A 23,425-nucleotide genomic window follows, 5' to 3' on the forward strand; every position below is an offset into this window, starting at 1 on the left:
ACGCCGGGTGACTGCGCGTCGTCCCATCGTACCCACTGACCTGGGCCGCTTCCGCCGGTGGCGGCGCAGGTCACCGAGGGCCCGGGGGCGGACGCGGCCCCTGCGTTGGGTCTACGGTGAGGGGGTGCACGACGAGCCCATCGACCCCTTCAACGGCGACCCGGCCGATCCGGCCGCCGGTCTGCACGATCCGGGCGACGACGCCCCGCTCGACCCGCTGACCGACGTCGAGCGGCAGGACGTGCTGGAAGACCTCGCCGACCTGGAGATCTACCAGGCGCTGCTGGCGCCGATCGGGGTGCGCGGGCTGGTCATCGAGTGCGAGGACTGCCGGGAGCCGCACTACTTCGACTGGGACCTGCTCCGGGGCAACCTGCGTCACCTGCTCAGCTCCGGGCGGCCCCGGGTGCACGAGCCGGCCTACGACCCCGACCCGGACCACTACGTCACCTGGGACTACGCCCGGGGCTACGCGGACGGCGTGCACGACACCCTGACCGAGGGCTCGGACGAGGAACACGACACGGAGAGCTGAGGCACGCGCGCCGCCGCTGGGGGCACAGGCCGTCAGCCACACCGACAGCTCACCGGCCCGGCGCCGCGCGCTCGGCACCGAGCTGCAGCCGGCGGCCGCGCTCGCCACCCCATCGGCCAGGCGCTTCCGGGCTCGGCCCACCGGCCCGGCATCCGGGCTCAGGCCACCAACCCGGCGCGGAAACCGGCGGCCACGGCGTGCGCGCGGTCCCGGGCGCCGAGCTTGCGGAACAGCCGGCGGGCGTGGGTCTTCACCGTGTCCTCCGAGACGAACAACTCCCGGCCGATCTCGGCGTTGCTCTTGCCCTCCGCCATGCCGAGCAGCACCTGGAGTTCGCGCTCGGTCAGCCCGATCTGGGACCGGCCGCCGCGCGCGCCGGACGCGCCCCGCTGCCCCGCGGGCACCGCCTCCGCCGGCTCACCGGCCGGGTCGGCCGGCTCGGCGGGGTCGTCGCCGCGTTGCGCCGGCACCACCGTCGGCGCGCCGCCCGCGCCGTCGGCGGACGGGGTCGACCAGGCGGGGCCCGGGTCGGCCGGCGGTCGGCCGGCCGGGGTGGCGCGGGACCCGCCGACCGCCGCGGTGTCCCGCGCCGGGTCGGCGATCCGGCTCCGGGTCGCCCGGCCGGGGGCGACGAGCAGCAGCAGGGCCTTGGCCACCGCGCTGGTCAGGTCGTGGTCCGCGCCCTGGATCAGGCCCCGGGCGCCGGCGCTGATGGTGGCGGCGGCCGCCTCCGACTCCTCGGTGCCGAGCAGCAGCACGGAGGCCTGCGGCGCGCGGGCGAGCACCCGGCGCACGAAGCCCGCGCTGTCCGGCCGGGTGAGGGCCGTGTCCGCCAGCACCACGTCGGCCGGACGCTCGGCCAGACGCAACATCACCTCGGGATCGGAGACGGCGGTCCGCACGACGGCGGACAGCCCGAGCCGGGCCGCCGCGGACGTCAGATGCTGCGCCGCAAGCGGTGTCCGAACGCACACGAGAACCGTACGCACAGTGGTCTCCTCTCCGCCCACGAGCAGACCATGACCGAGTCCGGTCGCGAGGAGGTTCCCGGCAATCCTCCGAACTTTTCCGACAAGTAGGGCAGATGCCGCTAGTTGTCCAAGGTTTTCGATCACAGAAGTGTGAGCCGGGGAAGGTCCGGGTAGGGAGCATCCAGGCCGGAAACGGCGCGCCTGCGCGGACCGCCGCCCGGACGCCGGTTCACATGGATCTCCGCGGTGCCGCGCGGGAGGAGGGGTGCTGATGTCGAACGTACGTAGACTGCCCGGACCCATCGTCGATCTCTGGGACTGGCAGCGGCTCGGTGCCTGCCGGGGCCGGGACAGCGCACAGTTCTTCCACCCCGACGGCGAGCGCGGCTCGTCGCGCCTGCGCCGCGAGTCCGGCGCCAAGGCCGTCTGCCGCACCTGCCCCGTCCGGGCCGAGTGCGCCGCGCACGCCCTCTCCGTGCGGGAGCCGTACGGCGTGTGGGGCGGCTTCAGCGAGTCCGAGCGGCTGCGGCTGCTCGCCGTCGGCTGGGAGGACCTGGCCGACCGCCGCCAGACCCGGGTCGACATCGCCCGCCTGGAGGCTCGCCTGGGCCGGCCGCACAAGTCGACCGTCCCGGCCCAGCGCAAGATCGCCTGAGCCCGGCCACCCGAGGACCACACCGACGCCGCGCCCCCGCCCGGGGCGCGGCGTCGCGCCGTCCCCAGGTCCACGGCGGCGTGCCGCCCGCGAAAAGGCGTCGGGGCGCACCGTCACGCGGACGGTGCGCCCCGACGAGGCGTACGGCGAGGGTCAGAAGCCCGGGCCGTGCTGGTGGCCGTGACCGTGGCCGTGGCCGTGCCCACCGGCGGCGGCCGGCTCGGCCTTCTCCGGCTTCTCCACCACGAGGCTCTCCGTGGTGAGCAGCAGGCCGGCGATCGACGCGGCGTTGCTGACCGCGTTGCGGGTCACCTTCACCGGGTCGAGGATGCCGGACTTCGCCAGGTCGACGTACTCGCCGCTGGCGGCGTCGAGGCCGTGGCCCCACTCCTTGCCGACGACCTTCTGCACCACGACGTAGCCGTCGTGGCCGGCGTTCTGGGCGATCCAGCGCAGCGGCTCGACCAGCGCCTTGCGCACGATCGAGACGCCGACCTTCTCGTCACCGGTGAAGCCGAGGTCGTCGTCCAGCGCCGGCAGGATCTGCGCCAGGGCGGCGCCGCCGCCCGGGACGGTGCCCTCCTCGACCGCGGCCTTGGTCGCGGCGATCGCGTCCTCGATGCGGTGCTTGCGCTCCTTCATCTCGACCTCGGTCGCGGCACCGACCTTGATGACCGCGATGCCGCCGGACAGCTTGGCCAGCCGCTCGGCGAGCTTCTCCCGGTCCCAGTCGGAGTCGGAGGCCTCGATCTCCTTGCGGATCTGGGCCACCCGGTCCGCGACCTCGCTCGCCTGGCCGCCGCCGTCGACGATCGTGGTGTTCTCCTTGTCGACCACCACGCGCCGGGCGCTGCCGAGCACCTCCAGGCCCACCTGGTCGAGCTTGTAGCCCAGCTCCGGGGCGACCAGCTCGGCGCCGGTGAGGATCGCCATGTCCTGCAGCATCGCCTTGCGGCGGTCGCCGAAGCCCGGGGCCTTGACCGCGCAGACCTTGAGGGTCTTGCGGATCGAGTTGACCACCAGGGTGGACAGCGCCTGGCCCTCGACGTCCTCGGCGATGATCAGCAGCGGCTTGCTGTTCTGGAGGACCTTCTCCAGCAGCGGCAGCAGCTCCTCGATCGCCGAGATCTTCTGGGTGGTGATCAGGATGTACGGGTCCTCCAGGACCGACTCCTGCCCCTCCACGTCGGTGACGAAGTTCGGCGAGATGAAGCCCTTGTCGAACTGGAGGCCCTCGGTGACGTCCAGCTCGGTGGTGAGCGCGGAGCCCTCCTCGACGGTGATGACACCGTCGCGGCCGACCCGCTCCATCGCCTCGGCGATCAGCTCGCCGATGGTGGCGTCCTGCGCGGAGATGGTCGCGACGTGCGCGATCGACTTCTTGTCGGCGACCTCGACCGCGCGGCCGAGCAGCGCCTCGGAGACCTTGGCGGCCGCCGCGTCGATGCCCCGCTTGAGGCCGGTCGGGTTGGCGCCGGCCGCCACGTTGCGCAGGCCCTCGCGGACCATCGCCTGGGCCAGCACGGTGGCGGTGGTGGTCCCGTCGCCGGCGACGTCGTTGGTCTTGGTCGCCACCTCCTTGACCAGCTGCGCGCCGAGGTTCTCGTACGGGTTGGTGAGCTCGATCTCCTTGGCGATGGTCACGCCGTCGTTGGTGATCGTGGGCGCACCGAATTTCTTGTCCAGGACGACGTTGCGCCCGCGCGGGCCGAGGGTCACCTTGACCGCGTCCGCGAGGGCGTTGACACCGTGCTCGAGCAGGTGCCGGGCGTCGTCCGAGAAGCTCAGGATCTTCGCCATGAATGTCCCTTCGAAGCGACGTTGCCCCGGCCCGGCGAGCCGGACCGGGGCAACGACACTGATCGGTTGCTTACTTCTCGATGACCGCGAGGACGTCGCGGGCGGAGAGCACCAGGTACTCCTCGCCGGCGTACTTGACCTCGGTGCCGCCGTACTTCGAGTAGATGACGGTGTCGCCGACCTTGACGTCAACCGGGATCCGGTTGCCCTTGTCGTCGACGCGGCCCGGGCCGACAGCGAGGACGGTGCCCTCCTGCGGCTTCTCCTTGGCGGTGTCGGGGATCACGATGCCCGACGCCGTGGTGGTCTCAGCCTCGTTCGCCTGGACCAGGATCCGGTCCTCGAGCGGCTTGATCGCAACCTTGGTCGCGGTAGTCACGGGCATACCCTCCTGGGGTACTGGTTTCGTTACCGGCCGGCGAGCCGACCAGCGTCAATCTGCCACATGCCACCGGGCGGGGCCGTCGTCGCGGGTGCCGGTCCGCCTGGCGTTCAGCGCCCAGGCCTGACGGCCCGGAAGCTGGCACCCTCGGGGTGAGAGTGCTAATCGCAGGTTATTCCTCGGCTAGCACTCCGTCAAGGAGAGTGCCAACCCGCCGGCCGGCGCGTCGGGCCGGGCGGCCAGAATGACCGCGTGGACCTCGACCAGCTCGCCGCCCTGCGTACGCCCGAGGGGTCGGTCGCGCTCGACGCGGCCGCGCGGGTGGCCGGCGGCGACCCGCTGGCCGCGGCGGCCGCGCTCCGCTCCGCCGGGATGCCGCCCGCGCTGGCGGCGGCCGCGCTCACCCAGGCCGAGCTGCGCCGCCGGGCGGTCGGCAAGTTCGGGCCGGCGGCGGCGGGGATGTTCCTGACCCGGGCCGGGCTGGAGCAGGCCACCCGCGGCCCCGTCGCGGCGCGGCGCGCCGGCCGGCTGCGCGCCGCCGGCGTGCGCACCCTGGCCGACCTCGGGTGCGGCCTCGGCGCGGACGCGCTCGCCGCCGCGCGGGCCGGCATCCGGGTGTACGGGGTGGAGGCCGACCCGGTGACCGCCGCGATGGCCGCCGCCAACGCGGCGGCGGCCGGGCTGGCCGAGCTGTTCACGGTGGAGTGCGGCGACGCCACGGCGTTCGACGTCAGCCGGGTCGACGGGGTGTTCTGCGACCCGGCGCGGCGGAAGGCGGGCACCGGGCGGCGGGTCTTCGACCCGAACGCCTACTCCCCGCCCTGGGACTTCGTCGTCGGCCTGGCCGCGCGGGTGCCGTACACGGTGGTGAAGGTGGCACCCGGGATCGACCACGCGCTGATCCCCGCGGGCGCCGAGGCGGAGTGGGTGAGCGCGGACGGCGACCTGGTCGAGGCGGCGCTGTGGTGCGGCCGGCTCGCCGAGGTCCCCCGCCGGGCCACCCTGCTGCGCGGTGCCGCCGCGCACGCGCTGACCGGCTCCGGCGACGCCGAGGCGCCGGTCGGGCCGGTCCGCCGCTTCCTGTACGACCCGGATCCGGCGGTGGTCCGCGCGCACCTGGTCGCGGAGCTGGCCGGCACCCTCGACTCGACGCTGGCCGACCCGAGCATCGCCTACCTCTACGCGGACGCCCCGGCGGCGACCCCGTTCGCCCGCTGCCTGGAGGTCACCGACGTGCTGCCGTTCTCGCTCAAGCGGCTGCGGGCGCTGCTGCGGGAGCGCCGGGTCGGGCGGGTGGAGATCCTCAAGCGCGGCTCCGCGCTGGAGCCGGAGAAGCTGCGGCGGGATCTGCGGCTGGCCGGCGACGAGGCGGCCAGCCTGGTGCTGACCCGGGTCGCCGGGGCGCCGACGGCGCTGGTCTGCCGGCCGGTCGGGTAGCCGGCCTTATCGGCTCGCGGGTCACCCGGACCCGGGTTAGCTTGACGGTCATGGCGGGACAGGGCACTCCGGCGACCGCGCTGCTGACGAAGCGGAAGATCGCCCACAGCACGCATCCGTACGACGTCTCCCCCGACGCGCCGAACTACGGCGCGCTGGTCGCGGCGGCGCTGGGGGTGCCGCCGGAGCGGGTGTTCAAGTCGCTGGTCACCGAGGTCGACGGCGCGCTGACCGTGGCGGTCGTGCCGGTCACCGGCGAGCTGGACCTCAAGGCGCTCGCCGCGGCGGTCGGCGGCAAGCGGGCCGCCATGGCCGACCGGGCGGTGGCCGAACGGGCCACCGGCTACGTGCGCGGCGGGATCAGCCCGCTCGGTCAGCGCCGGCGGCTGCCCACGGTGCTCGACTCGTCGGCGCTCGACCATCCCACCGTCTACGTCTCGGCGGGCCGGCGCGGCCTCCAGCTCCAGCTCGCCCCACAGGACCTGGTCGCCCTCACCGGGGCGGCCACGGCCCCGCTGTCCGCCCGCTGAGCTGCGCCGCTCCCGGAGCCGGCGGGAGAGCGCTCCCGCGCAGGGCGACGGCCGGGCGACAGAGACGTTGCTGAATTGTTACTGCCGACAACAAACTTGCCACCTCGGCACCCTTGTGTCCGCGGTGTGACGCGGAATACGTTGCCGGACACAACAAACCAGCATCATCCCCACCCCCGAAAGGACCCTGCACATGCGCAAGGGCTTCCTCACCCTCGCCGCCGTGGGCCTGCTCGCCACCGGCGGCATGACCGCCTGCGGCGACGAGACCGGCGGCGGCGACCAGGCCGGCGGCACCCGGGCCCCGAAGATCGGCGTGATCCTCCCGGACAGCAAGTCCTCCGCCCGCTGGGAGGGCGCGGACCGCAAGTTCCTGGAGGAGGCGTTCAAGGCGGCCGGTGTCCAGTACGACATCCAGAACGCCCAGGGCGACAAGTCCCAGTTCTCCACGATCGCCGACCAGATGATCACCAACGGGGCGACCGCGCTGATGATCGTCAACCTCGACTCGGGCACCGGCAAGGCGGTGCTGGAGCGGGCCAAGTCCCAGGGCGTGGCGACCATCGACTACGACCGGCTCACCCTCGGCGGCGGCGCCGAGTACTACGTCAGCTTCGACAACGAGGCCGTCGGCAAGCTCCAGGGTGAGGGCCTGAGCAAGTGCCTGACCGACAAGGGCGCGAAGAACCCGGTCGTGGCGTACCTCAACGGCTCCCCGACCGACAACAACGCCACCCTGTTCAAGAACGGGTACGACTCGGTGCTCAAGCCGAAGTTCGACTCGAAGGAGTACACCAAGGGCCCGGACCAGGCGGTTCCGGACTGGGACAACGCGCAGGCCGGCGTGATCTTCGAGCAGATGCTCACCTCGACCCAGGGCAGGATCGACGGCGTCCTCGCCGCCAACGACGGCCTCGGCAACGCGGCCATCTCGGTGCTCAAGAAGAACAAGCTCAACGGCAAGGTGCCGGTGACCGGCCAGGACGCGACCCCGCAGGGCCTGCAGAACATCCTCGCCGGCGACCAGTGCATGACCGTCTACAAGGCGATCCGCGAGGAGGCCAAGGCCGCCTCCGACCTGGCCATCGCGCTGGCCATGGGCGAGCGGAAGGAGACCGGCCAGACCGTCAAGGACCCGGAGAGCGGCAAGGACGTCGCCGCCGTGCTGCTCACCCCGAAGGCGATCTACAAGGAGAACGTCAAGGACGTCATCGCCGACGGCTTCGTGACCAAGGACGAGGTCTGCGCCGGGGCGTACGCCAAGCTCTGCGCCGACGCCGGCATCAGCTGACCCCCGTACCCGCTCCAGGCGGCGCCGCCCGGCACGGACCTCCCCGTGCCGGGCGGCGCGCACGCCGGACGGGATCCGACCTCCCCCCGCCGCCCGAAGGAGACCCCCGTGTCCGCAATCCCCCTGCTGGAGCTACGCGGGATCGACAAGAGCTTCGGTCCCGTCCAGGTCCTGCGCGACGTCGCCTTCTCCGCCCACGCGGGCGAGGTGACCGCGCTGGTCGGCGACAACGGTGCCGGCAAGTCGACCCTGGTCAAGTGCATCAGCGGCATCCATCCCACCGACGCTGGCGTGTTCCTCTTCGACGGCCGCCCGGTGACCGTCAACAGCCCGCGCGACTCGGCCTCGCTCGGCATCGAGGTCGTCTACCAGGACCTCGCGCTCTGCGACAACCTCGACATCGTGCAGAACATGTTCCTCGGCCGGGAGAAGCGCAGTGGCATCGTGCTCGACGAGCCGACCATGGAGCAGATGGCCGCCGAGACCCTGGCCGGGCTGAGCGTGCGGACCGTCAGGTCGCTCCGGCAGCACGTCTCCAGCCTCTCCGGCGGCCAGCGCCAGACCGTGGCGATCGCCAAGGCGGTGCTGTGGAACAGCAGGCTGGTCATCCTGGACGAGCCGACCGCCGCGCTCGGCGTCGCGCAGACCGCGCAGGTGCTCGAACTGGTGCGCCGGCTCGCCGACAACGGACTGGCCGTGGTGCTCATCTCACACAACATGAACGACGTCTTCGCCGTCTCCGACCGGATCGCCGCGCTCTACCTCGGCCAGATGGTCGCCCAGGTGAGGACCACCGACATCACCCACGCCCAGGTGGTCGAGCTGATCACCGCCGGCCGGTCCGGCGCGGTCGGCCTCGGCGGGGGCAACGGGCAGACCGACAACGGCGGGCAGCCCGTCGCCAGCAACCCGGAGGCCCTCCGATGACCACCGCAGTACGCAAGGAAGGGCCGGCGGCCGTCGCCCCGGCACCCACCGTCGGCGGTCACGTCCGCAACTACCTGGCCCGCGTACGCGGGGGCGACCTCGGCTCGCTGCCGGCCGTCATCGGCCTGGTCGTCCTCTGCACGGTGTTCGCGATCGTCCGCCCGGTCTTCTTCTCGGCGGCGAACTTCGCCAACCTGTTCACGCAGGGCGCGGCGGTCACCGCGATCGCGATGGGCCTGATCTTCGTCCTGTTGCTCGGCGAGATCGACCTCTCCGCCGGCTTCGCCAGCGGCGTCTGCGCGGCGATCCTCGCCAACGTGGCGACGGTGCTGGGCCATCCCTGGTACGTCGCGGTGGCCGCCGCGCTCGCGACCGGCATGGTCATCGGCCTCACCCTCGGCATCCTGGTCGCCAAGGTGGGCATCCCGTCCTTCGTGGTCACGCTCGCCGGCTTCCTGGCGTTCCAGGGCGTGGTGCTCCTCCTCATGGAGGAGGGCAGCAACATCACCATCCGCGACGAAACGATCATCGCGATCGAGAACCGCTGGGTGCCGCCGCTGATCGGGTGGGTGCTCTTCGCCGTCGCGGTCGCCGGCTACGCCGCCGCGCAACTGCTGCGGCACCGCAACCGCGTCGCCCGTGGCCTGGTCGCCGAACCGCTCGCCGTGGTGTCCGCCCGGATCGCGGCGCTCGCGGTCGTCCTCGGCCTCGCGGTGTACGTGCTCAACCAGGAGCGCAGCATCAACCCGCTGATCAGCTCCAACCGGGGCATGCCGATCGTGGTGCCGATCCTCGCCGTGCTCCTGGTCGGCTGGACGTTCGTGCTGACCCGCACCACGTACGGCCGGCACCTGTACGCCGTCGGCGGCAACCAGGAGGCCGCCCGTCGGGCCGGCATCAACGTGGACCGGATCCGGATCTCCGCGTTCGTGATCTGCTCGACCATGGCGGCCGTGGGCGGCATCATCGCCGCCAGCCGCGACAGGTCGGTGGACCCGAACACCGGTGGCAGTAATGTGCTGCTGTACGCGGTCGGGGCGGCGGTCATCGGCGGCACCAGCCTCTTCGGCGGCAAGGGGCGGATGATCAACGCCGTGCTCGGGGGCGCGGTGGTGGCGGTCATCATCAACGGCATGAGCCTGCTCAACCTCAGCTCGGGGCTGAAGTACGTGTTCACCGGGCTGGTGCTGCTGCTCGCCGCGGGTGTCGACGCACTGTCGCGTCGCCGCTCCACGGCCACCGGCACCCGCTGACCACCGCACCACGGAAGTGACGACAGCAATGCGCGCAGGACCGAGCCAGGACGAGATCCGCCGGCAGAACCTGGGCGCGTTGCTGCGGTACGTGCACATCCACGGGGCGACCACCCGTGCGGAACTGACCAGCGCGCTGGGGCTCAACCGCAGCACCATCGGCGCGCTGACCGCCGACCTGGCCGGCGCCGGGCTGGTCAGCGAGGGGACGCCGAAGGAGACCGGCCGGGCCGGACGGCCGTCGCTGGTCGTCCGGCCCGAGTCGGAGCGGGTGCACGCGTACGCGTACAGCATCGAGGTGGACCGGCTGCGGGCCGCGCGGGTCGGCCTCGGCGGCGCGGTGCTCGACCGCCGGGAGCAGGAACGCCCCCGGGGCCTGACCGCCGCGGAGGCCGCGCCGCTGCTGGCCGGGGCGGTCAAGGAGATGCAGCAGACCGTGCCGGCCGACGCGGTCTGCGTCGGCGCGGGCGTCGCGGTCTGCGGCATGGTCCGCCGCGACGACGGGCTGGTCCGGCTGGGACCGACCACCGGCTGGGTGGACGAGCCGATCGGCGCGGCGCTCGCCGCCGAACTGGGCTGCGAGGTCCCGGTCACGGTCGGCAACGTGGCCGACGTGGCGGCGTTCGCCGAGCACGCGCGCGGCACGGCGGCCGGCTGCGACAACGTCATCTACCTGTACGGGGACGTGGGCGTGGGCGCCGGCATCATCGCCGGCGGCCGCCGACTCACGGGGCACGGCGGCTACGGCGGCGAGGTCGGGCACATGGTGGTCGTCCCCGACGGCGCGCCCTGCGAATGCGGCTCCCGCGGCTGCTGGGAGACCCAGATCGGCGAGCACGCGCTGCTGCGCGCCGCCGGCCGCACCGACGCGCGGGGCCGGGACGCGCTGCTGGCCGTCTTCGAGGCCGCCGACCGCGGCGACGCCCGGGCGCAGACCGCCGTCCGCCAGGCCGGCGACTGGCTCGGCTTCGGGGTAGCCAACCTGGTGAACATCTTCAACCCGGAGCTGGTCATCTTCGGCGGCACGATGCGGGACCTCTACCTCGCCGCCGCCGCCCAGGTACGCAGCCGGCTCAACTCGATCGCCCTGCCGGCCTGCCTGGAGCACGTCCGGCTGCGCACCCCGAAGCTGGGCGACGACGCGGCGCTGATCGGCGCCGCCGAGCTGGCCTTCGAGCGGCTGCTCGCCGACCCGCTCGACGTCGGTTGAGGACGACGGACGGTCGAGGCGTGCTCCGCCGCACCTGACCCGCCCACCGGGCCGCACCGGGCAGGCGGGTTCCGCGGGAGCCGGGCGACGTGGCGGGCTACTCGTTCGGCTCCGGTCCCAGCAGCCGTATCTCCTCGATGTCGAGGACGGCCTGCACGTCCCGGAGCACGATGTCGTCGATCTGGTTCGTGTCCCGCAACCTGGTGATCTCGCGGCGCTTGTGTTCCAGTACGGCGAGCCGCAGCCGCCGGTCGAGGTCCCGGGCCTGCTCCGCCGACCGGCCCCGGTCGGCGGAGCGGACGTCGTCGAGGTGCTGCTCGTAGTCGGCCCTGATCCGGTCGACCGCGTCCGGCCCGGCGCCGAGCCGGTCGGCGACCTCGGGCAGCGCCGCCAGGGCGGCCTCCGTGGCCCGTGTCCGGGCCAGGCGCAGTTCGTCGACGCGCCGGGTGTCGCCGACCAGACCCGCCCACCCGACGACGGCCGGCAGCGTGGTGCCCTGGATCAGCATCGTGATCAGGATGACGACGGCGGTCGTGAAGATGATCAGGTCACGCCCGTGGACGGGCGTGCCGGTGGGGGTCGTCACCGGCACCGCGAGGGCCGCCGCGAGGGACACCGCGCCCCGGAACCCCGCCCACCCGGCCGCCGTACGCACCCGCCAGTCGACCTGCTCACCCTGCAGCGACGGGCGGCGGTTGGCGGCCCGGAAACCGAACGCCGCCAGGTGGATCCAGAGCATCCGCGTCGCCACGACGACGCAGGTCACCGCGACCGCGATGGCCAGCGCCCGCGCCGTCGACAGGCTGGTGAGGCCGCGCAGCGCGCGCGGGATCTGCATCCCGAGAAGCACGAAGAGCCCCCCGTTGATCAGGAAGGTGGCGAGGTCCCAGAAGGCGTACGCCAGCACCCGGGAGCGGGCCCGGACGACCCGGGGGGCCGCGTAGGAGAGCACGAGGCCGGCGACCACCACGGCCAGCACCCCGCTGGCGTGGACGAGTTCGGCGAGGAGGAACGCGACGAACGGCGTGAGAACGCTCAGCGCGCCCTCGCGCAGCGGATCGTCGAGGCGTCGCCGGACCACGATCACCGCCCAGCCGACCAGCAGGCCGGCGACGACGCCCCCGGCCGACGCACCGACGAACCGCTCGGCGAGCCCGAGCGCGCTCGGTTCGGTGCCCCCGACGATCAGGCCCACCGCGACGGTGAAGAGCACCAGCGCGGTGCCGTCGTTGATCAGGCTCTCCGCGTGCAGGGTGGTGAGGATGCGGCGCGGCATCCGCTTGGCCAGGCCGGAGACCGCCGCGGCGTCGGTCGGCGCGAGCACCGCGCCGAGCACCCAGGCCGCGGCCGGGTCGATGCCGAGCCGCTGCGCGACGAGCGACACGGCGACCATCGTCGCCACCACCAGCCCCACCGCCAGCAGCGTGATCGCCAGCAGGTTGGTGCGGATCTCGCGCAGGCTGGTGGTGATGCTCTCCCGGTAGAGGATCGCCGGCAGGAACAGCAGCAGCACCACCTCGGGCTCCAGCGCCACGTGCGACAGCGGCGGCAGGAGCGCCAACAGCGCGCCCATCGCGATGAGCAGGACCGGGGGCGCCACGCTGTACCGCCCGCCGAGGGTGGTGCCGACCAGCACCGTGACGCCCAGCACCACGATGAGTTCGAGACCGCCCACGTCGCTCCCCCGTCACCCGCCGGCCGCGCCGCAGTGGCGGGTGCGCGACCGCCTGCCACTGGCAACATCGTGGTACGGCACGCGGACGCGGCACCGCCGAACCGTCGAACGGGTGACGGGCGGCGCGACGTCAGGAGCGGGTGACGGGCGGACGGCGTCAGGGCCGGTGACGGGCGGTCGGCGTCAGGGCCGGTGACGGGCGGACGGCGTCAGGAGCGGGTGCCGTGCCAGGAGCGCCAGAGGGCCGCGTAGGAACCGCCCGCGGCGACCAGCTCGTCGTGCGGGCCGATCTCGATGATCCGGCCGTCCTCGACCACCGCGACCCGGTCGGCGTCGTGCGCCGAGAAGAGGCGGTGCGCGATGGCGATCACCGTCCGGCCCTGGAGCACGGCCGCGAGGGAGCGCTCCAGGTGCCGGGCGGCCCGGGGGTCGATCAACGAGGTGGCCTCGTCCAGCACCAGCGTGTGCGGGTCGGCCAGCACCAGCCGGGCCAGCGCCAACTGCTGCGCCTGCGCGGGCGACAGCGGGTGCCCGCCGGCGCCGACCACCGTGTCGAGCCCGTCCGGCAGCGCGTCGGCCCAGTCGAGCGCGTCGACGGCGGCCAGCGCCGACCGGACGGCCGCCTCGTCGGCGCCCGGCCGGACCATCGCCACGTTGTCCCGCAGCGTGCCGATGAAGACGTGGTGCTCCTGGGTGACCAGCGCGACGTGCGTCCGCAGCTCGGCCAGGGGCAGCTCGTCGAGCCGCCGTCCCGCCACGGTGACCGAGCCGGAACGGGGCGCGTGCACCCCGGCGAGCAGCCGGCCGAGGGTGGACTTTCCGGCGCCCGAGGGGCCGACCATCGCCAGCTTCTCCCCCGGCTCCGGCACCAGGGTCACCCCGTGCAGCACGTCCCGCCCCGTCCGGTACGCGTACCGGACGTCCCGGGCGGCGAGCCGCCGGTCGCCCGCCGGCACGTCGGTGCCCGCCCGCGTCGGCGCCCCGGCCGGGGCCGGGGACGTGGTCGGGGCGTCGGCGTCGGCCACCCCGAGCAGGCGCGCCAGCGAGGCGCCGCCGACCTGCAACTCGTCCAGCCAGGAGAGCAGCCGGTCGACCGGGTCGATGAGTTGCTGAACGTAGAGCGTGGCGGCGGTGACCTCGCCGAGGCTCACCCAACCCTTCAGGTGGAACCAGCCGCCGATGATCAGCGTGGCGACCACCGGCACCACGTAGCCGATCTCGGTGACCGGGAAGAACACCGTGCGCAGCCGCAGGGTGTAGCGCTCGGCCGCGTACGACCGGCGGATGTCGGCGTCGGTGCGGGCCCGGCGGCGCGCCTCCTGCCGCAACGCCTCGGTGGTGCGTGAGCCCTCGACGGTCTCGCTGATCCCGTCGGTGATGTCGGAGTAGGCGGCGTTCTCCCGCAGGTAGCCGTCCGGGGCGCGGCGCAGGTACCACCGGGTGCCGGCCCACAGCAGCGGCACCGCGACCAGGCAGGGCACCGCGAGCAGCGGGTTGACCAGGAGCAGCGCGCCGACGATGAAGCAGCCGGTGACGACCGCGATCAGCGTCTCGGGCACCGCGAACCGGACCGTCCGGGACAGCGCGGAGACGTCCCGGGACGTCCGGGTGAGCAGGTCGCCCGTCCCGGCCCGCTCCACGGTGGCCAGCGGCAGCGCCAGGATCCGGTCGACGAACTCCTCGCGCAGCTCGGCCAGCACCCGCTCGCCGAGCCGCGCCGACGCCAGGTGGGCGAACCGCACCAGCACCGACTGCGCCAGCACGAAGCCGGCGATCAGCAGCGCGATCCGGTCGACGGTGACGCCCGTCGTGCCCCGGGAGATCCCCTCGACCAGGTCGCCGAGCAGCCACGGCGCGACCAGGCCGGCCGCCGCGGCCAGGGCGTGCAGGCCGAGCGCCACGCCGAGCGCGCGTGGGTGCCGGCGCACCAGCGTACGGGCGTAGCGGCGCACCTGGCGCGCGTCGGCGACCGGCAGTGCGGCGGCCATCAGTCCTCCCCCCGGCTGACCGTCGCCCGGTAGCGCGGTTCGCCGTCGAGCAGTGCGGTGTGCGTCCCCTCGGCCACCACCTTGCCGTCCTCCACGAAGATCACATGGTCGGCGCGGCTCAGCACGAGCGGGCTGGTGGTGCAGACCAGGGTGGTCCGGCCGGCCCGGGCCGCGCCGAGCCGCTCGGCGATGCGGGCCTCGGTGTGCGCGTCCACGGCGCTGGTCGGCTCGACCAGCAGCAGGGTCTCCGGGTCGGCGACGAGCGCCCGGGCCAGCCGCAGCCGCTGCTGCTGGCCACCGGAGAACTCCCGCCCCCGCTCGGCCACGGTGCTGGCCAGCCCGTCGGGCAGGGCCTCCACGATGTCCGTCGCGCTCGCCGCCGCCAGCGCCGCCGCGATCGCCGCCTCGTCGGCCCGGTCGTGCGGGTCCAGCTCCGCGCGCAGCGGGCCGGTGAACAGGTGCGCGTTGTTGTCGGCCACCAGAATCCGCTCCCGCACCGTCGCCAGCGGCAGCGCCCGCAGCGGTACGCCGTGCAGCGTCGCGTCCGAGTCGACGTACCGGCCGAGGCGGTCGACGATCGCCGCCGCGTCCTCGGGCGCGGTCGCGGCGAGCGCGGTGAACCGGCCGGGCCGCAGGGTCACGCCCGACTCCACGTCGACCAACTCACCGGGGCCGTCCGGCAGCGCCGCCGGGCGGGGCGGGTCCACCAGTTCCGGGTCGAGCCGCAGCAGCCGCACCACGCGCCGGGCGGCGACGTGCCCCCGGGTCAGCTTGTCCACCGCCTCGGTGAGCTGCCGCAGCGGGCTGACCAGGAACGCGGTGTAGCCGTAGAACGCCACGAGCTGGCCGGCGCTGATCTCGCCACGCAGCGCGAACCGGGCGCCGAGCCAGGTGACCAGCACCAGGAACGCGCCGGGGAGCAGCACCTGCGCCGCCTCCAGCAGCGACTCGACCCGGGCCACCCGGAGGCCGTCGGCGCGCAGCGCCTGGGACCGCGCGCGGTAGCGGGCGGAGAGCATCGGCTCGCCGCCGACGCCACGCAGCACCCGCAGCCCGGAGACGATGTCGCCGGCCCGGGTGGTCAGCGCCCCCTCGGAGTCCCGGTAGGCCTGCTGCTGCCGGTGCAGGGGTCGGATGAGCAGCCCGACCACCGCCATCAGCAGCGGCACGCCGAGCACCACGACCAGCCCGAGCGGCAGGGAGGCGCCGAGCAGGATCACCCCGACGGTCACGATCGCGACGACGGCGCCGGTGCCCCGGGCGGTGATGTCGATCGCCGAGCCGATCTGGTTGATGTCGGCCGTGCCGATGCTCACCACCTCGCCGGCGGCCACCCGGCGGGGCAGCGCGGCGCCGAGCCGGTTCGCCGCGCCCACGGTCAGCTGCACCGTCCGGTACGCCCCGGCGAGGAAGTTGTGCACCGCGCAGCGGTGCCGCAGGATCCCGGCGACCGCCTGGAGCACGCCCAGGCCCAGCAGCACCAGCCCCCAGGTGAGCAGCGCGTCCTCGTCCCCGCGGGTGAGCCCGTCGACGGCCCGGCCGACGGCCGCCGGCACCAGCGCCTGGGCGACCATCCAGACGACGCCGAGCAGGATGCCGACGGTGAACAGCACCTTGTGCCGCCCGGCCAGCCACAGCAGGTAGCGGGTCGCCGAGCGGGTGTCGGGTGTGCCGGGGTCGCCGGCCGGTGAGAAGCGCATGACCCACCGACGCTAGGCGGCCGGCCGGCCGGGCCGCCAACCAATTACCGCCGCGACGTGCCCCGGCTCACGTCGAACGGCGGCACGCCCCGGCTCACGCCGAACGGCGGCGGCACGCCGCGACCCACGTCGAACGGCGGCACGCCGGTCAGCGGTCGACCTGGGTGAAGTCCCACGAGTGCGGCGGGCGGGCGAGCAGCATCGCCGGCGGCTCCGGCAGCGGGCGGGGATTGCTGCGCCACTTGGAGATGACCACCACCCGATGGTCCGTGGAGGAGAACACCTCGCTGGACAGGTGCATCGGGTCGTGCTCGAACTCCGGCAGCGCCGTGTCGCAGACCCAGGTGATCAGGTCGGCGACGCCGTACGGCTCGGCCCGCGCCTCCCACATCCGCACGATCACGTCATCCGTCCCTGAGTCTCACACGCTGACGGTGGTCAGCGGCATGGCCGAGTCGGCGGGCAGGTCCAGCCGGCTCGGCGCGACACCCGAGGCGACCAGGTGCGAGCCGAGGGCGGCGACCATCGCGCCGTTGTCCGTGCAGAGCCTCGGTCGGGGCACCCGGACCCGGATGCCGTCCTTGGCGGCGCGGTGCTCGGCCATCGCCCGCAGCCGCGAGTTGGCCGCCACGCCGCCGCCGATCACCAGCGTCTCGACACCGTTGGCCCGGCAGGCGTCCAGCGCCTTGCGCACCAGCACGTCGCAGACCGCCTCCTGGAAGGACGCGGCCACGTCGGCGACCGGCACCGGCTCGCCCGCCCGCTGCCGCGCCTCGACCCAGCGGGCCACCGCCGTCTTCAGTCCCGAGAAGGAGAAGTCGTAGCGGTGGGCGGTGAGGTCCTTGGCGGCGGTCAGGCCGCGCGGGAAGCCGATGGCGGCCGGGTCGCCGGCCCGGGCCTCCCGGTCGATGTACGGCCCGCCGGGGAACGGCAGGCCCAGCAGCCGGGCCACCTTGTCGAACGCCTCGCCGGCCGCGTCGTCGATCGTGGCGCCGAGCGGGGTGACGCCCCGGGCCAGGTCGTCGACGAGCAGCAGGGAGGAGTGCCCGCCGGAGACCAGCAGGGCGATCGCCGGCTCGGGCAGCGGGCCGTGCTCCAGGGTGTCCACGGCGACGTGCGCGGCCAGGTGGTTGACGCCGTAGACCGGCTTCTCGGCGGCGAGCGCGTAGCCCTTGGCGGCGGCCACCCCGACCAGCAGCGCGCCGGCCAGCCCCGGGCCGGAGGTGACCGCGATCGCGTCGATGTCGGCGAGGGTCACCCCCGCCTCCTTCAGCGCCCGGTCCATGGTCGGCACGATGGCCTCCAGGTGCGCCCGGCTGGCCACCTCGGGCACCACCCCGCCGAACCGGGCGTGCTGCTCGACGCTGGAGGCGAGCGCGTCGGCCAGCAGCGTGTGCCCGCGCACGATGCCGACGCCGGTCTCGTCGCAGGACGTCTCGATGCCGAGGACCAGGGGTTCGTCAGTCATCGCCCACCTCCCGGGTGCGCTGCATGACCAGCGCGTCGGTGTTGCTCGGTTGGTAGTAGCCGCGCCGCACGCCGATCGGCTCGAAGCCGTACGCCGCGTAGAGCAGTTGGGCCGGGGCGTTGTCCGCCGCGACCTCCAGCAGGGTGCTGCGGGACCCGAGCCGGGCCGCCTCGGCGAGCAGCGCCTCCAGCAGCAGCCGGCCGATGCCGCGCCGCTGGGCGTCCCGGCGTACCGCGATGTTCTGCACCCACGCCTCGTCGGGCGGGGCCGCGGTGAGCCCGGCGTAGCCCAGCACGGTGCCGTCGTCGTCGGTGGCGACCAGGTAGAAGTGCCCGTTGGCCAGCTCGTTCCAGAACATCGCCGCCGACCACTGTTCGGCGCCGAACAGGTCCGCCTCGATCGGCAGCACCTCGTCGATGTGCCACCACCGGAACCGTTGGAGGCGCACCCCGGTCATGGCAGGACCGGCTTGCGGGCCGTCGCCGCCACGGCGTCCGGCCGGCGCAGGTAGAGCGGGGTGAGCGCCTCACCGGGGGCGCCGGCCCGGATCCGCTCGGCGGCCAGGGTCGCCAGCACGCCGGCGTCCGGGTAGCGCGGCTCGGCCCGCACGGGCAGGCCGAGGGTGTCCGCGTACCGGTGCGCGCCGTCGCCGACCGCGACCGTGACGGCCAGGCCGCGGGCGCGCTCGGCGGCGACCGCCGGGGCCGACACCTCCGGCCCGACGATCCGCTGGCCCGCGCCGTCGTAGACCGCCCAGTAGATCTCCCGGCGGCGCGCGTCGCTCGCCGCCAGCACCGGCTCGCCGGCAGCCGCCGGGTGGCCGACGGCGTCCAGCGAGCAGACGCCGTACGTCGGCACGCCCAGCACCTGGCCCATGGTGGCGGCGGTGACCAGCCCCACCCGGAGCCCGGTGAACGGGCCGGGGCCGAGCCCGGCGACGATCGCGCCCAGGTCGGCCGGGCGGGCGTCGACGTCGGCGAGCACCGCGTCGACCTGTGGGGCGAGCAGTTCGCCGTGGGCGCGGGCGTCGACCGTGCAGCGGTACGCCCGCGTCGCGACGCCGTCCGCCGTGACCTCCACCAGCGCCGCCGTCACCGCGGGCGTCGAGCTGTCCACCACCAGTACGAGCACGGTAAGCCAGCCTAGCCGCCCCGGTCGGCAGCCCCGGCGACGCGGGTCAGCTCGGGGTGCGGAACTTGCGCTGGAAGGCCGGCAGCAGCCAGGGACGCCGCCCGCTGATGCGCACCTTGCCGCTGAGCACCGCCCGGGCCCGGCTGATCCGGCCGAACATCATCAGGCTGAGCGTGGCGGGATCGTGGTCGATCCGCACGTCGGGCCGGGCGTCCGGCTCGGCGAACGACACCACCCCCCGGTGCAGCAGCAGCCGGACCGGGGCCGCGTACGCCGAGCGGAACTCGACCACGATGCGGCGCTCGCTCGGCGGCGAGCCGCCGTCGATCAGCCGCCCGTAGCCGTGTCGGACCACGCCGGCCAGGAACAGCTCCAGGAAGAGCACGGCGTGCGGGCTGGGGATCTCCCAGGGCTGCCCGGTGGCACGGGCGACGTCGTGCCCGTGGATGAGCACCTCGTTGACCAGGTGGGCGCAGAGCCCGGCGAGGGGAACCTGCGCCCCGGCGAGCCACGGCACCGTCTCGTCGGGGCGCCGCCCCTCGCAGGCGACCAGGAACTGCTTCACGTCGGCCTGCAACCGGTCGAGCAGGGGCTGCGGGTCGCGCTCGGTGAGGTGGCCGAGCATCACGTCGTTGAAGTCCGCCACCGTGTCGACGGTGGTCCCGGACAGCAGCGTGTCGACGCCCGGCACCGGTGGGAGCGGGCGTTCCGGATCCACCAGGCAGACGTACAGCCACGCGATGGAGCCGACGTGGGCGAGCGTGTCCGCCACCGACCAGTCGGCCGTGGCCATGGCCTGCGGCGGGGCGGCGCGGACCAGATCGACGAAGCGGTCTGTCTGCTCCGCCAGCGCCGTCCGCGCCACCCGCCACCGTTCGTCGCTGACCGTCGCCGTCATCCGCCCGCCTCCCGGCTCGCCGACCGCTGGAGGCACAGGCTACAGCGGACGGTCGCCGCCCGGTGACCCGCAGCTTGCGGACTTCGTCAGCCGGCCGAGCGCTCCCAGTCGACCGTGGGCAGGCCCGCGTCGGCGAGGGCCTTGTTGGCCGCGCTGAACGGCCGGCTGCCCAGGAAGCCGCGCGGGTTCATCGGGCTGGGGTGCCCGGCCTCCAGCACCACGTGCTGCGGGTTGGTGACCAGCGCGGCCTTCTTGCGCGCGTAGCCGCCCCAGAGCAGGAAGACCACCCGGGAGTCCAGCGCGTCGAGCGCCCGGATGGTGGCGTCGGTGAACTCCTCCCAGCCGCGGTTCGCGTGCGAACCGGGCGTGGCCTCGCGGACGGTGAGCACCGAGTTGAGCAGCAGGACGCCCTGCGCCGCCCAACCGCTCAGGTTGCCGCTGCGCGGCTTCGGCACGCCGACGTCCTCGCCGAGCTCCTTGAAGACGTTGCGCAGCGACGGCGGCACGCTCACGCCCTCCCGCACGCTGAAGCTGAGCCCGTGCGCCTGCCCCGCCTTGTGATACGGGTCCTGCCCGAGGATCAGCACCCGGCAGTCGGCCGGCGCGCAGAGCCGGTAGGCCGAGAAGAGGTCGTCGACCGGCGGGAAGACGGTGCGGGTCGCGTATTCCCCGGCGACGAACGCGGCCAGCTCGGCGGTGCGGGCCGGGTCGAGGTGCGGGGTGAGCACGGCACGCCAGTCCTCCGGCAGCAGCGCCAGCAGGTCCAGGGTGGGGGCGTCGTCGGGCATCGGCAACCTTTCGCCTGTCGAATCCGTCCCGCGCACTCTAGGCAGACGGTACGACAGCGCTCACCCGAGGGCGGCGAGGCGCTGCGCCCAGTCGCCGCCGACCGGCTCCAGCTCGACCACCCGGGTGTCGTCGTCACGCCGGTCGACGCGCACCCGCAAGTGTGCCTCGACCAGCTGCTCGACCAGGCCCTCGCCCCACTCGACCACGGTCACCGACTCGTCCACCGAGGCGTCCAGGTCGAGGTCGTCGATCTCGGCGCGCGGATCGGCGGCGTCGCCCAGCCGGTACGCGTCGGCGTGCACCAGCGCCACCGTGCCGCCCCGGGCCGGATCCGGTGGGTGCACCCGGGCGATCACGAAGGTGGGCGAGGTGATGTCGCCGAGCACCCCGAGCCCGGCCCCGATGCCCTGGGTCAACGCGGTCTTGCCGGCGCCCAGCGGCCCGGTCAGCAGCAGCAGGTCGCCGGCGCGCAGCAGCCCGGCCAGCCGCCGCCCGAACCCGTGGGTGTCGTCGACCGTCGGCAGCTCGACGACATGCGTCACAGCTCCTCCAGGAAGCGCGTCAGTGCCGCGTTGACCTCGTCGGCGTGCTCCAGCATCACCACGTGCCCGCTGTCGGAGATCTTGACGAACTCGGCGTGCGGCAGCCGCCGGACGATCTCCTCCGAGTGGGTCACCGGGGTGATCATGTCCTTGTCGCCGACGACCACCAGCACGGGGGTGTCCGCCAGCGCGGCGAGCGCCGGGAAGCGGGAGTGCGTCGCCAGCGTCCGCAGGTAGCGCGTCACCGTGTCGGCGGACGTGCGCGAGTTCATCGTCTCGACGTACGACACCAGGGCCGGGCTGGGGTGGCGGGTGCCGAAGCCGTATCTGCGGGTGAGCAGCCAGGCCACGTTGGTGGTGGACTTGCGGGCGCGGTCGATCACCGTGCCGCCGTAGCGGGTGACGTTGCCGACCATGTAGAGCACGGGCGCGCCGACCCGGCCGAGCAGCGCCGGCGCCACCAGCTTGGTCTCGGCGAGCAGGCCGCCCGAGGTGGCCATCAGCACGGTGCCGACGACCCGGTCGCCGAACAGCTCCGGGAACAGCTCGGCGAAGGCCATGATCGTCATGCCGCCCATCGAGTGGCCGACGAGCACCAGCGGCCCCTCCGGGGCGACGCGGTCGATCACCTCGCGCAGCGTCCGGCCGAGCGCGGTGAGGTCGTACTCGCCCGTCTCCAGCCGCCCGGACCGGCCGTGCCCCGGCTGGTCGTACGCGACGATCCGGTGCTCGCCCCGCTCGGCGAGCACCTTGCGCTGGAAGTGGAAGGTGCCCATGTCCAGGCAGAAGCCGTGCACCAGCACCACGGTCGGGTTGCCGGGCGTCGGCCGGGTCGGCTCGACCACCTCGACGTGGATGTCGGTGCCGTCGGGCATCTCCAGCCGGAACGCCTCGTCGTACCGCTGCTCGCCGAAGACCTCGTCGGCGTACCGGTCGGTGGGGTCGGACTTGAGCTTGCGGACCAGGGCGCGTTCGGTGGCGACGCCGGCCGCGAGCCCGGCGGCGGCGACCCCGACGGCGGCCAGCGCGCCCACGGCGGCCCGGGCGTGCCCGGAGCGGGGCAGCGGAATCCGGGAACGGGACGTCACGGGCGCTCGCCGTCGTAGACGCGGGGCACCCGGCTGCTGCCGAACCGGGTGACGATCTCGTAGTTGATGGTGCCGGCCGCCTCGGCCCAGTCGTCGGCCGTGGGCTCGCCGCCGGCGCCGCTGCCGAAGAGCGTGACCACGTCGCCGGCGGCCACCGGGTCGTCGCCGCAGTCGAGCACGAACTGGTCCATGCAGACCCGGCCCGAGATCCGCCGCCGCCGGCCGCCGAGCTGCACCGGCCCGCTGTTGGAGGTGTGCCGGGGCACCCCGTCGGCGTAGCCGAGCGGCACCACGGCCAGGTTCGCCTCCCGGTCGGTGGTGTAGGTGTGCCCGTACGAGACGCCGGAGCCGGCGGGGACGCGCTTGGCGAGCATCACCCGGGCCCGGGCGGTCATCGCCGGGCGCAGCCCGTAGCTCTCGCCGGCCACCGGGGAGAGCCCGTAGATGGCGAGCCCGGGCCGGACCAGGTCGAAGTGCGCGTCCGGTCGGGTCAGCGTGGCGGCGGAGTTGGCCAGGTGCCGGTAGCGGGGCCGCAGGCCGGCCTGCTCGGCCATGCCGATGCCCTCGTGGAAGACGGCGAGTTGGCGGTCGATGGTCGGGTGGCCGGGCGAGTCCGCGTAGACGAAGTGGCTCCACACCCCGACCACCTCGACCAGGCCGTCGGCCTGCGCCTTGGCGGCGGCGTCGAGCAGGGCCGGCCAGTCGGCGACGGTCGCGCCGCCCCGGGACAGCCCGGTGTCGATCTTGAGGTGCAGCCGGGCCGGTCGCCCGGCCGCGCGGCCCGCCTCGACCATCTCGTCGAGCTGGGGCAGGCTGGCGGCGCCGAGGTCGACCCCGGCGGCGACCCCCTCGTGCAGCGGCAGCCCGGGCGCGAGGAGCCAGGCCAGCACCGGCACGGTGATCCCGGCCCGGCGCAGCGTCAGCGCCTCGTCCAGCGTGCAGACGCCCAGCCAGTCCGCCCCGGCGTCCAGCGCGGCGCGGGCGGCCGGGACCATGCCGTGGCCGTAGCCGTCGCCCTTGACCACCGCCATCAACTCGGCGGCGGTGCCGGCCCGCAGCCGGCTCACGTTCTCGCGGATCGCGTCCAGATCCACCCGCACCTCGGCCTGCCACATGCCCCCAGCCTACTTTCCGCGCTGATCTCCCCGGCCCAGG

General features: G+C 74.2%; 23 protein-coding genes. 8 read left to right on the top strand and 15 right to left on the bottom strand.

Annotated features, from left to right (window positions below; genetic code table 11):
• Positions 1-124: 124 nt before the first annotated feature.
• On the top strand, positions 125-535 hold the full coding sequence (locus ACZ6O2_RS11905) for a DUF5319 domain-containing protein (protein ID WP_350704042.1): 411 nt from the start codon (positions 125-127) through the stop codon (positions 533-535).
• A 158-nt stretch (positions 536-693) separates the two neighbouring features.
• Here the strand turns inward: ACZ6O2_RS11905 and ACZ6O2_RS11910 are convergent, their stop codons facing one another.
• On the bottom strand, positions 694-1,524 hold the full coding sequence (locus ACZ6O2_RS11910; protein WP_466022817.1) for a helix-turn-helix transcriptional regulator: 831 nt from the start codon (positions 1,522-1,524) through the stop codon (positions 694-696).
• 253 nt (positions 1,525-1,777) lie between these two features.
• Between ACZ6O2_RS11910 and ACZ6O2_RS11915 the strand changes: the two genes are divergently transcribed.
• Positions 1,778-2,161: a WhiB family transcriptional regulator gene (locus ACZ6O2_RS11915; protein ID WP_350679881.1), complete on the top strand. Its 384-nt coding sequence runs from the start codon at positions 1,778-1,780 to the stop codon at positions 2,159-2,161.
• A 153-nt stretch (positions 2,162-2,314) separates the two neighbouring features.
• Here ACZ6O2_RS11915 and groL read toward each other — a convergent pair whose 3' ends face one another.
• Entirely contained in the window at positions 2,315-3,961 is a 1,647-nt protein-coding gene (groL, locus tag ACZ6O2_RS11920; protein WP_350704048.1) for a chaperonin GroEL, read from the bottom strand.
• A gap of 70 nt (positions 3,962-4,031) precedes the next feature.
• Positions 4,032-4,346 (bottom strand): co-chaperone GroES, encoded by a 315-nt coding sequence (groES, locus tag ACZ6O2_RS11925; RefSeq protein ID WP_089012574.1) that lies wholly within the window; start codon positions 4,344-4,346, stop codon positions 4,032-4,034.
• A 249-nt stretch (positions 4,347-4,595) separates the two neighbouring features.
• Between groES and ACZ6O2_RS11930 the strand changes: the two genes are divergently transcribed.
• From ACZ6O2_RS11930 to ACZ6O2_RS11955, 6 genes are all read left to right on the top strand, one after another.
• Positions 4,596-5,780, top strand: coding sequence for a THUMP-like domain-containing protein (locus ACZ6O2_RS11930; RefSeq protein ID WP_466022818.1), 1,185 nt, complete (start codon positions 4,596-4,598; stop codon positions 5,778-5,780).
• Between the two features lie 50 nt (positions 5,781-5,830).
• Positions 5,831-6,310: a Cys-tRNA(Pro) deacylase gene (gene ybaK, locus ACZ6O2_RS11935; RefSeq protein ID WP_466022819.1), complete on the top strand. Its 480-nt coding sequence runs from the start codon at positions 5,831-5,833 to the stop codon at positions 6,308-6,310.
• Between the two features lie 193 nt (positions 6,311-6,503).
• Entirely contained in the window at positions 6,504-7,601 is a 1,098-nt protein-coding gene (locus ACZ6O2_RS11940) for a sugar ABC transporter substrate-binding protein (RefSeq protein WP_350704054.1), read from the top strand.
• A gap of 108 nt (positions 7,602-7,709) precedes the next feature.
• The gene (locus tag ACZ6O2_RS11945; protein ID WP_466022820.1) at positions 7,710-8,528 is read left to right on the top strand and encodes an ATP-binding cassette domain-containing protein; all 819 of its coding nucleotides are present in this window, start codon (positions 7,710-7,712) and stop codon (positions 8,526-8,528) included.
• Entirely contained in the window at positions 8,525-9,781 is a 1,257-nt protein-coding gene (locus ACZ6O2_RS11950; protein WP_466022821.1) for a sugar ABC transporter permease, read from the top strand. The genes ACZ6O2_RS11945 and ACZ6O2_RS11950 overlap by 4 nt, the downstream gene beginning before the upstream one ends.
• Positions 9,782-9,809: 28 nt before the next feature.
• Positions 9,810-10,991: an ROK family protein gene (locus ACZ6O2_RS11955; RefSeq protein WP_466022822.1), complete on the top strand. Its 1,182-nt coding sequence runs from the start codon at positions 9,810-9,812 to the stop codon at positions 10,989-10,991.
• 97 nt (positions 10,992-11,088) lie between these two features.
• On the opposite strand, the gene ACZ6O2_RS11960 is transcribed toward ACZ6O2_RS11955, so the two are convergent.
• From ACZ6O2_RS11960 to alr, 12 genes are all read right to left on the bottom strand, one after another.
• The gene (locus ACZ6O2_RS11960; protein WP_466022823.1) at positions 11,089-12,666 is read right to left on the bottom strand and encodes a Na+/H+ antiporter; all 1,578 of its coding nucleotides are present in this window, start codon (positions 12,664-12,666) and stop codon (positions 11,089-11,091) included.
• Between the two features lie 209 nt (positions 12,667-12,875).
• The gene (locus ACZ6O2_RS11965) at positions 12,876-14,654 is read right to left on the bottom strand and encodes an ABC transporter ATP-binding protein (RefSeq protein WP_466022824.1); all 1,779 of its coding nucleotides are present in this window, start codon (positions 14,652-14,654) and stop codon (positions 12,876-12,878) included.
• A complete protein-coding gene (locus ACZ6O2_RS11970) occupies positions 14,654-16,354 on the bottom strand; it encodes an ABC transporter transmembrane domain-containing protein (RefSeq protein ID WP_466022825.1) in 1,701 nt (566 codons plus the stop codon). Before ACZ6O2_RS11970 ends, ACZ6O2_RS11965 begins: the two co-directional genes overlap by 1 nt.
• A 148-nt stretch (positions 16,355-16,502) precedes the next feature.
• On the bottom strand, positions 16,503-16,757 hold the full coding sequence (locus ACZ6O2_RS11975; protein WP_350704069.1) for a hypothetical protein: 255 nt from the start codon (positions 16,755-16,757) through the stop codon (positions 16,503-16,505).
• A gap of 18 nt (positions 16,758-16,775) precedes the next feature.
• Positions 16,776-17,822 carry a tRNA (adenosine(37)-N6)-threonylcarbamoyltransferase complex transferase subunit TsaD gene (tsaD, locus tag ACZ6O2_RS11980; protein WP_466022826.1) on the bottom strand — a complete coding sequence of 349 codons (1,047 nt, stop codon included), beginning with the start codon at positions 17,820-17,822 and terminating at the stop codon, positions 16,776-16,778.
• Entirely contained in the window at positions 17,815-18,279 is a 465-nt protein-coding gene (gene rimI / locus ACZ6O2_RS11985) for a ribosomal protein S18-alanine N-acetyltransferase (RefSeq protein WP_350704073.1), read from the bottom strand. The genes tsaD and rimI overlap by 8 nt, the downstream gene beginning before the upstream one ends.
• Positions 18,276-18,953, bottom strand: a complete 678-nt coding sequence (gene tsaB, locus ACZ6O2_RS11990; protein WP_357455348.1) for a tRNA (adenosine(37)-N6)-threonylcarbamoyltransferase complex dimerization subunit type 1 TsaB — start codon at positions 18,951-18,953, stop codon at positions 18,276-18,278. The genes rimI and tsaB overlap by 4 nt, the downstream gene beginning before the upstream one ends.
• 46 nt (positions 18,954-18,999) lie before the next feature.
• Positions 19,000-19,851: a maleylpyruvate isomerase family mycothiol-dependent enzyme gene (locus ACZ6O2_RS11995; RefSeq protein WP_350704076.1), complete on the bottom strand. Its 852-nt coding sequence runs from the start codon at positions 19,849-19,851 to the stop codon at positions 19,000-19,002.
• A gap of 86 nt (positions 19,852-19,937) precedes the next feature.
• The gene (gene ung, locus ACZ6O2_RS12000; protein ID WP_350704078.1) at positions 19,938-20,639 is read right to left on the bottom strand and encodes a uracil-DNA glycosylase; all 702 of its coding nucleotides are present in this window, start codon (positions 20,637-20,639) and stop codon (positions 19,938-19,940) included.
• A gap of 60 nt (positions 20,640-20,699) precedes the next feature.
• Positions 20,700-21,182: a tRNA (adenosine(37)-N6)-threonylcarbamoyltransferase complex ATPase subunit type 1 TsaE gene (gene tsaE, locus ACZ6O2_RS12005; protein WP_466022827.1), complete on the bottom strand. Its 483-nt coding sequence runs from the start codon at positions 21,180-21,182 to the stop codon at positions 20,700-20,702.
• Complete coding sequence (locus ACZ6O2_RS12010; RefSeq protein WP_350704082.1) at positions 21,179-22,270, bottom strand: alpha/beta fold hydrolase; 1,092 nt, start codon at positions 22,268-22,270, stop codon at positions 21,179-21,181. Before ACZ6O2_RS12010 ends, tsaE begins: the two co-directional genes overlap by 4 nt.
• Entirely contained in the window at positions 22,267-23,385 is a 1,119-nt protein-coding gene (gene alr, locus ACZ6O2_RS12015; RefSeq protein WP_466022828.1) for an alanine racemase, read from the bottom strand. The genes ACZ6O2_RS12010 and alr overlap by 4 nt, the downstream gene beginning before the upstream one ends.
• Positions 23,386-23,425 lie beyond the last annotated feature (40 nt).

The organism is Micromonospora sp. NPDC048040 (assembly GCF_055587185.1).